Origin of the sequence: Microbacterium sp. 11MF (assembly GCF_000383475.1) — a bacterium.
Lineage (GTDB): Bacteria > Actinomycetota > Actinomycetes > Actinomycetales > Microbacteriaceae > Microbacterium > Microbacterium aquilitoris.
The window spans coordinates 1,394,968-1,404,243 of sequence record NZ_KB911459.1; the positions used below are offsets into that span (position 1 = coordinate 1,394,968).

At 70.9% G+C, this 9,276-nt stretch carries 9 protein-coding genes; all 9 read right to left on the bottom strand.

Translation table 11 applies throughout. The features are described from left to right. Window positions 1-80: 80 nt before the first annotated feature. The 9 genes from xerD to H286_RS14795 are packed head-to-tail and all read right to left on the bottom strand — an operon-like array spanning window position 81 to window position 8,875. On the bottom strand, window positions 81-1,004 hold the full coding sequence (gene xerD / locus H286_RS0106890; protein WP_020097579.1) for a site-specific tyrosine recombinase XerD: 924 nt from the start codon (window positions 1,002-1,004) through the stop codon (window positions 81-83). A 6-nt stretch (window positions 1,005-1,010) separates the two neighbouring features. Further along, window positions 1,011-1,661, bottom strand: a complete 651-nt coding sequence (locus H286_RS0106895; RefSeq protein WP_018186402.1) for an NUDIX domain-containing protein — start codon at window positions 1,659-1,661, stop codon at window positions 1,011-1,013. 3 nt (window positions 1,662-1,664) lie between these two features. Then, on the bottom strand, window positions 1,665-3,365 hold the full coding sequence (locus H286_RS0106900) for a CTP synthase (RefSeq protein WP_018186401.1): 1,701 nt from the start codon (window positions 3,363-3,365) through the stop codon (window positions 1,665-1,667). Window positions 3,366-3,402: 37 nt separating this feature from the next. Continuing rightward, window positions 3,403-5,097, bottom strand: coding sequence for a DNA repair protein RecN (gene recN, locus H286_RS0106905; protein WP_020097580.1), 1,695 nt, complete (start codon window positions 5,095-5,097; stop codon window positions 3,403-3,405). Further along, window positions 5,094-6,014, bottom strand: coding sequence for an NAD kinase (locus H286_RS0106910; protein ID WP_018186399.1), 921 nt, complete (start codon window positions 6,012-6,014; stop codon window positions 5,094-5,096). The genes recN and H286_RS0106910 overlap by 4 nt, the downstream gene beginning before the upstream one ends. Next, window positions 6,011-6,817: a TlyA family RNA methyltransferase gene (locus H286_RS0106915; protein WP_020097581.1), complete on the bottom strand. Its 807-nt coding sequence runs from the start codon at window positions 6,815-6,817 to the stop codon at window positions 6,011-6,013. The genes H286_RS0106910 and H286_RS0106915 overlap by 4 nt, the downstream gene beginning before the upstream one ends. Beyond that, entirely contained in the window at window positions 6,814-6,978 is a 165-nt protein-coding gene (locus H286_RS14925) for a hypothetical protein (protein WP_018186397.1), read from the bottom strand. The genes H286_RS0106915 and H286_RS14925 overlap by 4 nt, the downstream gene beginning before the upstream one ends. 56 nt (window positions 6,979-7,034) lie before the next feature. After that, on the bottom strand, window positions 7,035-8,066 hold the full coding sequence (locus tag H286_RS0106925; protein ID WP_020097582.1) for an HAD-IIA family hydrolase: 1,032 nt from the start codon (window positions 8,064-8,066) through the stop codon (window positions 7,035-7,037). Continuing rightward, window positions 8,066-8,875, bottom strand: coding sequence for a hypothetical protein (locus tag H286_RS14795; RefSeq protein ID WP_231370899.1), 810 nt, complete (start codon window positions 8,873-8,875; stop codon window positions 8,066-8,068). Before H286_RS14795 ends, H286_RS0106925 begins: the two co-directional genes overlap by 1 nt. Window positions 8,876-9,276 lie beyond the last annotated feature (401 nt).

The window sequence follows — 9,276 nt, forward strand, 5'->3', positions numbered from 1 at the left end:
CTTCGCCGTGCTCACCCGAGTCTAGTCATCCCGTCGCGACGCGCCGTGGAGCGACTCCCCGCAGGGTGGGGAGCCGGAGCTCATCTCGCGCGCGGGTGCGAGGTGAGATAGACGTCGCGGAGCGCGTCCACGGTGACGTGCGTGTAGATCTGGGTCGTGGCGACCGAGGCGTGGCCGAGGAGCTCCTGCACGACGCGGACGTCGGCGCCGCCCTGCAACAGGTGCGTCGCGAACGAGTGCCGGAGCGTGTGCGGAGAGACGTGCGCGGTGATCCCCGCCCGCTCCGCGGCCTGCTGGATCACGAGCCATGCGCTCTGGCGCGACAGCGGAGCTCCCCGCGCGCCCAGGAACGCTCGCGGTGTCGCGCGTCCGCGGCGCGACAGCTCCGGCCTCACGCGCGTGAGGTAGGCGTCGACCGAGACCCGGGCGTACGAGCCGACCGGGACGATCCGCTCCTTCGAGCCCTTGCCCCGCACGCGCAGGACCTCACCGTGCATGAGGTCGTCGACATCCAGATCGATGATCTCCGAGACACGGGCCCCGGTCGCGTAGAGGAGCTCCAGCAGCGCGCGATCGCGCAAGCCCACCAGCTCGCCCGGCCCGGCGTCCTCGGGCGCGGGACCGGCCGCATCCAACAGCCGGAGCACGTCCTCGACGGGCAGCGCCTTCGGCAGACGCATCGGCGCCTTGGGAGGCCGGAGCTTCGTGGTCGGATCCTCCGTCACGATTCCCTCCCGCGCGAGGAAGCGGTGGAAGCTGCGGATGGCCGACTGCAGCCGGGCCAGCGACGTCGAGGCGGGTGGTGGATCGGATGCCGCGCGCTCCGCGGCGAACCTCGTCACGAGGTCCCCCGTCACGGCGTCGGTGTCGTCGACTCCGTGCTCGTCGAGCCAGTCGAGGTAGCCGGAGAGGTCGCGACGGTACGCCGCGACGGTGTGCGCCGAGAGTCCGCGCTCGATGGTGATGTGCCGGAGGAACGCGTCGACGGCGCGAGCGAGCCTCACGGCGCCTCAGCCCTGCGGTCGGTCCGCGCCCACGGGACGCGAGCGTCCGGGCCACGGCGCGTCGGCGGCGCCGAGCGTCGTCCACTCACGGGAACGGCCGGCAGCGGCGGCCAGGGCCGCGATCACGAGAGACGGGTTCTGGAGCTTCCGCGCCAGGACGGCGTCCACGACGTCGTCGAGCGCGACCCAGCGCACCTCGATGTCGGCTTCCTCGTCGGTGCGGGCGAACGCTTCAGGCGTCGCCGCGAGCCCGCGTGCCAGGTAGATGCGGATGGCCTCGTCGCTGCCGCCGGGGCTCGTGAAGAAGTCCGACAGCACGTCCCACCGTTCTGCGGTCAGGTCGGCCTCCTCGGCGAGCTCGCGCTTCGCCGCCTCGAGGGGGTCCTCCCCCGGCACGTCCAGCAGGCCGGCAGGGATCTCCCATTCGCGGAACCCCACCGGGTGACGGTACTGCCGGATGAGGAGCACGCGTCCCTCCTCGTCGAGCGCCAGGACGGCGACGGCGCCGGAGTGGTCGACGTACTCCCGCACGATCGAGCCCTCGCCGTAGGTGAACGCGTCGCGGCGCAGGTTCCAGACCCGCCCCTCGAAGACTGTCTGGGTCTCGGTCACCTCGACGGTGACGGCGTCGTCCTGCAGCGGCGCGGCATCCGTCACGGCTCAGTCCTCGTTCTCGACGTCGAACAGCTCGCTCGAGCGGTGCCGCTCGAGCGCCGCGGCGATGAGACCGCGGAAGAGCGGGTTCGCCTCGGTGGGTCGCGAGCGCAGCTCGGGGTGCGCCTGCGTCGCGATGTAGTACGGGTGCACGTCGCGGGGCAGCTCGACGTACTCGACGAGATCGAGGTCGGGGTTCAGCCCCGAGAACCAGAGGCCCGCATCGGCGATCTGCTGACGGTACGTGTTGTTGACCTCGTAGCGGTGCCGGTGACGCTCGGTGGCGCGGTCCGAGCCGTACAGCTCCGCGGCGAGGGACCCCTCGGCCAGCGCAGCCTCGTACAGGCCCAGGCGCATCGTGCCGCCCATGTCGCCGCGGTCAAGGATGTCGACCTGCTCCGCCATGGTCGCGATGACCGGGTGCGGCGTCTCGGGGTCGAACTCGCTCGAGGACGCGTCCTCGATGCCCGCGACGTGGCGGGCGTACTCGATGACCATGCACTGCAGACCGAGGCAGATGCCGAGGGTGGGCAGTCCCTGCTCGCGGGCGAACTTCAGCGCGCCCAGCTTGCCCTCGATGCCGCGGATGCCGAAGCCACCCGGGATGACGATGCCGTCGACCGCCGACAGGGCCTTCGCCGCACCCTCGGGCGTCTCGCACAGGTCGGAGGGGATCCACACGATCTGGACCTTCGTCTCCTGCGCGAATCCGCCCGCCTTCAGGGCCTCGGTGACCGAGAGGTACGCGTCGGGCAGGTCGATGTACTTGCCGACGAGGCCGACCGTGACCTCGTGCTTGGGGTTGTGGACGGCGTTGAGGACCTTGTTCCAGCGGGTCCAGTCGATGTCGCCCGCCTTGGCGTCCAGGCCCAGGCGGCGCACGATGTACGCGTCGAGACCCTGGTCGCTGAGCGTCGAGGGGATGTCGTAGATGCTCGGCAGGTCGACGGTGTTGATGACCGCGTCCTCGTCGACGTCGCACATGAGCGCGATCTTGCGCTTGTTGGACTCGGTGACGGGGCGGTCGCTCCGCAGGACGAGGGCGTCGGGCTGGATGCCGATGGAGCGGAGCATCGCGACGGAGTGCTGCGTGGGCTTGGTCTTCTGCTCGCCCGAGGCGCCCATGAACGGGACCAGCGAGACGTGCACGAAGAAGACGTTGTCGCGGCCGAGCTCATGGCGGATCTGGCGCGCCGACTCGATGAACGGCTGCGACTCGATGTCGCCGACCGTGCCGCCGACCTCGGTGATGATCACGTCGGGGCGGGGCTCTTCGCTCGCCTGCAGGCGCATGCGCCGCTTGATCTCATCGGAGATGTGCGGGATCACCTGGACCGTGTCGCCCAGGTACTCGCCGCGGCGCTCCTTGGCGATGACCTCGGAGTAGATCTGACCCGTCGTGACGTTCGCCGCCTGGCTCAGCTCGATGTCGAGGAAGCGCTCGTAGTGGCCGATGTCGAGGTCGGTCTCGGCGCCGTCGTCGGTCACGAAGACCTCGCCGTGCTGGAACGGGTTCATCGTGCCCGGGTCGACGTTCAGGTACGGGTCGAGCTTCTGCATCACGACACGCAGGCCGCGCGCGGTGAGGAGGTTACCGAGGCTGGCGGCGGTCAGACCCTTGCCGAGAGACGAAACGACACCACCCGTCACGAAGATGTGCTTGGTGATGTCGTTGTTTTTGCGTCCCGCGCCCGAAGAGTCCGTCACGGGCTTTCACTCTATCAGCCCTCTCGGGTGCCCGGTCTCAGCGCGCGCGTCCGAGGGCCAGCAGCTCGCGCGCGTGGTCCAGCGCGGCATCCGAGTCGGCCATGCCCGACAGCAGGCGCGCCATCTCGGCGGCGCGTTCATCGCCTTCCAGTCGGCGCACGCTGGAGGCGGTGACCGACCCGTCGTTGGACTTCACGACCGACAGGTGATTGCCGGCGAACGCCGCCACCTGTGCGAGGTGCGTGACCGCGATCACCTGACTCGTCTCGGCGAGCTTGGCGAGTCGCCGGCCGACCTCGATTGCGGCGGCGCCGCCGATACCGGCATCCACTTCGTCGAAGACGAACGTCGGAACAGGGTCGGTCGCCGCGATCACCACTTCGATCGCGAGCATGACGCGACTGAGCTCACCACCGGACGCTCCGCGGGCGACCGGTCGAGGCGAGGCGCCCGGGTGCGGCGCGAGTTGGATCGTCACGACGTCGCGGCCGTGCGCCGCCTCGGCCCCCGGGTCGACGGCGACCGTCAGCCGCGCGTCCGGCAGCGCCAGATGACGGAGTTCCTCGGTGACGGCGTCGCCGAGTCGGGATGCCGCCGCCCGCCGCGCGTCCGTGAGCTCGGCGGCGCGCGAGTCGAGGTCGTCTCGGAGGCGATCGCGTTCGAGGGTGAGTCGCTCGATGCGGTCGCCGTCGTCATCGAGCTCGGCGAGACGGGCGGACCCGGTCGCGAGGAGCGCGATCGCCTCGTCGAGCGATCCATGCGCGCGGATGAGTGCGCCCAGGGCCGCGCGACGCTCCTCGACGGCGGCGAGTTCATGGGGGCCGCCCTCGTCGAGGTCGGCGAGGTATCCGCTCAGCTCGCCGGCGATGTCGGCCACCCGGTACCCGAGTTCCTCGATCGCCGCGGCGTGGCCGCGCAGCGCCTCGTCCGAACCGGCGGCGCGTTCGAGAGCGCGCCGCGCCGCGGCGAGGAGAGCCTGGACGTCGGGCAAGTCGTCCTCGTTCGACAGTGCCGTGTGCGCCGCCGCCGCCGCCATCCGCAGTTCCTCGGCGTTCGCCAGGCGATCTGCGCGCTGCGTGAGCTCGAGGTCCTCCCCCGGCTGCGGGTCGACCGCCTCGATGTCCGCGATCGCGGCCCGGAGCTCCGCTGCCTCACGGGCGCGGGACGTCTGCTCGGTCGTCAGGGTCTCGAGTTCCGCGGCTGCGGTGCGCCAGGCATCCCACACCCGGCGGTACCGGTCGAGCGCGTCGGCGACCGTCGCGCCGCCGAAGCGATCGAGCGCCTCGCGCTGGGCCGCGGCCGACGTGAGCCGCAGCTGATCGGACTGCCCGTGGACGACGACCAACTGGTCGGCGAGGTCGGCGAGCACTCCGGCGGGAGCCGTCCTGCCGCCCACCGTGGCGCGGCTGCGTCCCTCGCTCGACAGTGTCCGCCCCAGGTAGAGTTCCGCGCGTCCGTCTCCGATGGGTTCGACGTCGCCACCGGCATCCCGCACGCGCTCGACCACCGGGCCGTCCTCGGGGACGATCCACACTCCGTCGACCGCGGCCTGATCCGCACCGGCCCGCACCGCGCCCGAGTCGGCACGCTGGCCGAGAAGGAGCCCGAGCCCCGTCACGACCATCGTCTTGCCGGCACCGGTCTCACCCGTCACCGCGGTGAACCCCGGCCCGATCGGCAAGGTCGCCCCCGCGATCACGCCGAGATCCCTAAGCCGGATCTGCTCGATCACAGCGAGGCCTCCGCACCGCCGCGCCAGCCCGCGATGGGGAGCTGGAACTTGCGCACCAGTCGGTCGGTGAAGGCCGAGCGGTGCAGTCGTGCGAGGCGGACCGGGCGTCCCGATCGCCGCACGACCACGCGGGCACCGGGCGGAAGGTCGTGCGAACGGCGTCCGTCGCACCAGAGCACCCCCCTGCCCTGATTCCGCTGGAGGACGTCGATCGACACGGAGGTCTCGGGACCGAGGACGACCGGTCGGGCGAACAGCGCGTGCGCCGACAGCGGGACGAGGCAGAGCGCCTGCACGGAGGGCCACACGACGGGGCCGCCGGCCGAGAAGTTGTAAGCCGTCGAGCCCGTGGGAGTGGCGACCACGACGCCGTCGCACCCGAAGGCCGATAAGGGGCGATCGTCGATCTCGATCATGACCTCGAGCATCCGCTCCCGCGACGCCTTCTCGACCGTTGCTTCGTTCAGGGCCCAGGTCGAGTAGACGACGTCGCCGTCGGCGTCTCGGACCTCGACCGACAGCGTCATCCGCTCGTGGATCTCGTAGTCCCGCGCGAGCGCCCGGCGGATCGCTTCGTCGACGCCGTCCGCCTCGAGTTCGGCGAGGAAGCCCACGTGTCCCATGTTGACGCCGAGAAGGGGGACGGATGCCGCCCGCACCAGCTCGGCGGCGCGCAGGATCGTGCCGTCGCCACCGAGGACGATCGCGACCTCGATGTCGGTGACGTCGATGCCGCCCTCGCCGAGGACCACGGTGTCGAGGTCCCCGAGGGCCGCGGCGAGCTCGGGGTCGTCGCCCGGCACGACGGGCTGGAGGCCGGCCGCGTGCACCGCTTCGACGACCCGACGGGCTCCTGCGACCGTGTTCTCGCGGAGCGCGTGCGCCACGACGAGGATGTTGCGCGTCGCGTCGGTCATGCGGCTCCCGCCAGTCGGTTCACGGTGTCCAACCATTGTGTCGGATTCGCGTCGTCGCTCGTCCCGGGTCGGAGATGGATGAGGAATTCGCGGTTGCCGTGCGTTCCCGCGATCGGCGAGGCGATGACGCCGTGGGTGCCGAGCCCGGCATCCCACGCCGACCACAGGACGGTGGCGACGGCGTCGGCTCGACGCCCGGCATCCGTCACCAGTCCTTCGCGGACCCCGGTGCGGCCCACTTCGAACTGCGGTTTCACGAGCAGGACCAGATCGGATGCCGGGGCGCAGACCGACGCCGCCGCGGGGAGGACGTGCGTGAGCGAGATGAACGAGAGATCGCCCGTCACGAGCGTCGGCACGTCGGCGACGCCGCTCGCCTCGGCGAGGGAGGCGCGCGTCATGTGCCGCACGTTGAACCCTTCGACGACGGCTACTTCCGGGAGGGCCGCGATCTCCGCCGCCAGCTGCCCGTGCCCCACGTCGACGGCGAGCACCCGTGCGGCGCCGCGTTCGACGAGCACCTGCGTGAACCCCCCGGTCGACGCGCCCATGTCGAGCGCGACGCGTCCGCGTGGGTCGACCCCGAACGCATCGAGGGCGGCGAGGAGCTTGTGTGCGGCACGGCTCACGTAGTGGTCGGATGCCGCGACCTCGATGCGCTGCTCGTCGCCGACCTTGACCGAGGCCTTCACAACGGGCTCGCCGTCGACGGTCACCAGTCCCGCATCGATGAGCTGCGCGGCGTGGGTGCGGCTGCGCGCCAGGCCACGGGCGGCCACGGCCGCGTCGAGCCGGCTGGTCATGCGTTCGGGTCGCGGGGACCCGATTCGAGACGCTTCGCGAGCTCGTCGTGCAGCAGTGCGTACGCAGCCGCCCGTTCGCCCAACGGCTGGTCCTCGATCACATCGAGCGTCGAGAGCAGGTCCTCGCGGCGCGCGTCGCCGTCAGCAGCATCCATCGACATGTCACCCACCCTACGCGGCGCGGACGACGGCGGACGTGAACGCGGCGGAGCGGCCGTCAGCGTCGGTGGAACGGGTCCGCGTAGAGCCGCTCGGGCACCCGGAAGCCGTAGATCGCGCGTCCGGTGCCCCAGATCGCCGCGGCACCTGCGCGCACGAGATCGATCGGACGATCGCCTTCGGTGACGATGTGCACGTCGGGCCCGTCGATCCGAACCGAGGCGGAGCCGACGGTCGTCACGTCGCCCTTCACGATCGTCTCGGGGTACGGCTCGTGGAGCTCCCGCAGGTCGCCGACGATGTATGTCGGCCTCGAGGAGTTCGGAGCGGCGAGGACGTGCTTGGGCCGGTCGATGCCGGTGAGCACCAGCACCGACTCGATCCCCGCAGCCTGCGCGCCGGCGATGTCGGTGTCGAGTCGGTCGCCGATGAAGAGCGGATGCCGCGCCCCGAAGCGTGCGACCGCTTCGTCGAAGATCGGGCGCTCCGGCTTGCCGGCCACGGTGGCGAGCCGCCCGACCGCGGTGTGCACGGCGGAGACCAGGGTGCCGTTGCCGGGCGCGATGCCACGAGACTGCGGGATCGTCCAGTCGGTGTTGGTGGCGATCCAAGGGATGCCGCCCTCATCTTCGGGCTGGGCCAGGGCATAGGCCGCTTCAGCGAGCTGCGCCCAGCCGACGTCGGGAGAGAAACCCTGCAGCACGGCTGCGGGACGGTCGTCGGCGCTGCGTGTGACGGTGTAGCCCGCCTTCTCCAGTTCGAAGACCAGTCCGTCTCCACCCACGACGAGGATCGTCGATCCGGTGGGAACCCTGTCCCGCAACAGCCGCACGGCGGCCTGCGGGCTGGTGACCACCTCGTGAGGCTGGGTCTCGAGCCCGAGCTCGGTGAGATGGGAGGCCACAACGCTGTCACGTCGCGACGCGTTGTTCGTGATGTACGCGAGCGGACGTTCGCGCCGCGCTGTATTCAGGCTCTCGACGGCATGAGGAATGCCACCGTCACCCGCGTAGACGACGCCGTCGAGGTCGGCGAGCACCAGGTCGACGCCGTCGAGCGGTGTCGATCGGGAACGCGAGAAGAGACCCATCAGGCGCGGTCCTCCTCGTCCTCCTCCTGAACGGATGCCGGGTCTCCCCCGGCGTCGCCATCCTCGGTGTCGTCGACCTCTTCCCCGGGTTCGTCCTCGGATTCTTCCCCGGGTTCGTCCTCGAGCTCGATTTCATCGATCTCGTCGACCTCGATGGTCTCGGAGTCCGCGTCGATCTCTCCGAGCGCCGCAGCGGCGATGTCTGCACGACGCTGCCACTGTGCGGCCTCCTCGACCTGACCGAGTTCTTCGAGGACGGCGGCTCGCGCAGCGAACAGCCCGGGGCTCCACGGGAAGGCGGTGTCGGGATCGAGTTCGGGGATGTCGAGCTCCTGCAGGGCACGGTCGGGCTGGCCCAGGTCGAGCCGTGCACCGGACATCGCGATTGCGAGCTCGACGCGGACGTCGGTCGGGAGCGACGCCCGGTCGACGGCGCGTCCGACCTCGAGCGCACGGTCGGGTCGACCGACGCCACGCTCGCTGTCGACCATGAGCGCGATCTGGTCGTCACGACCGGAGATCCGGCGGAACGTCCGCAGTTCGCGCAGGGCCAGTGCGAAGTCGCCGACGGCGTAGGCAGTGATCGCGACGGTCTCGCGGACCACAGCGATCCGACCAGCGCTACGGGATGCCGCCAGCGCGTGCTCGTGCGCGAGAGCCGGGTCCTCGTCGATGAGACGGGCAGCCATGGCCAGGTGCCGTGCGACCTGCTCGGCGTTGTCCTTACTGAGAGTTTTCAGCTCGTTCCGGGCCGCGCCGTTCAGGTCGCGGGCCGTGACCTCATCCGGAACGACCGGACCCGCCGGCACGTTCCGACGGTCCGAATCCTGTGGCGGCCGCGAAGACCGACGGTCCCCGTCGCGCTGGGGGTAGCTAGGACGGTCGCCATCGCGACGCGGGTACGAGGGGCGGTCGCCATCGCGCTTCTCGTACGGACGACGCTCCCCGTCACGCTTCGGGTAGCTGGGCCGGTCACCCTCGCGGCGCGGGTAGGAAGGACGATCTCCGTCGCGGCGCGGGTACGCCGGACGGTCGCCATCGCGCTTCTCGTACGGTCGACGCTCTCCGTCACGCTTCGGGTAGGAAGGACGATCTCCCTCTCGACGCGGGTAGGTGGGGCGATCACCGTCGCGCTTCTCGTACGGTCGACGCTCGCCATCGCGCTTCGGGTACGACGGGCGGTCGCCGTCACGACGCGGGTACGAGGGAC

Bases quoted from the DNA above. Each gene is read 5' to 3' on its own strand.
- H286_RS0106925 (WP_020097582.1), bottom strand. From the start codon at position 8,066: ATGGGTCTCTTCTCGCGTTCCCGATCGACACCGCTCGACGGCGTCGAC.
- H286_RS14925 (WP_018186397.1), bottom strand. From the start codon at position 6,978: ATGTCGATGGATGCTGCTGACGGCGACGCGCGCCGCGAGGACCTGCTC.
- H286_RS0106915 (WP_020097581.1), bottom strand. From the start codon at position 6,817: ATGACCAGCCGGCTCGACGCGGCCGTGGCCGCCCGTGGCCTGGCGCGC.
- H286_RS0106910 (WP_018186399.1), bottom strand. From the start codon at position 6,014: ATGACCGACGCGACGCGCAACATCCTCGTCGTGGCGCACGCGCTCCGC.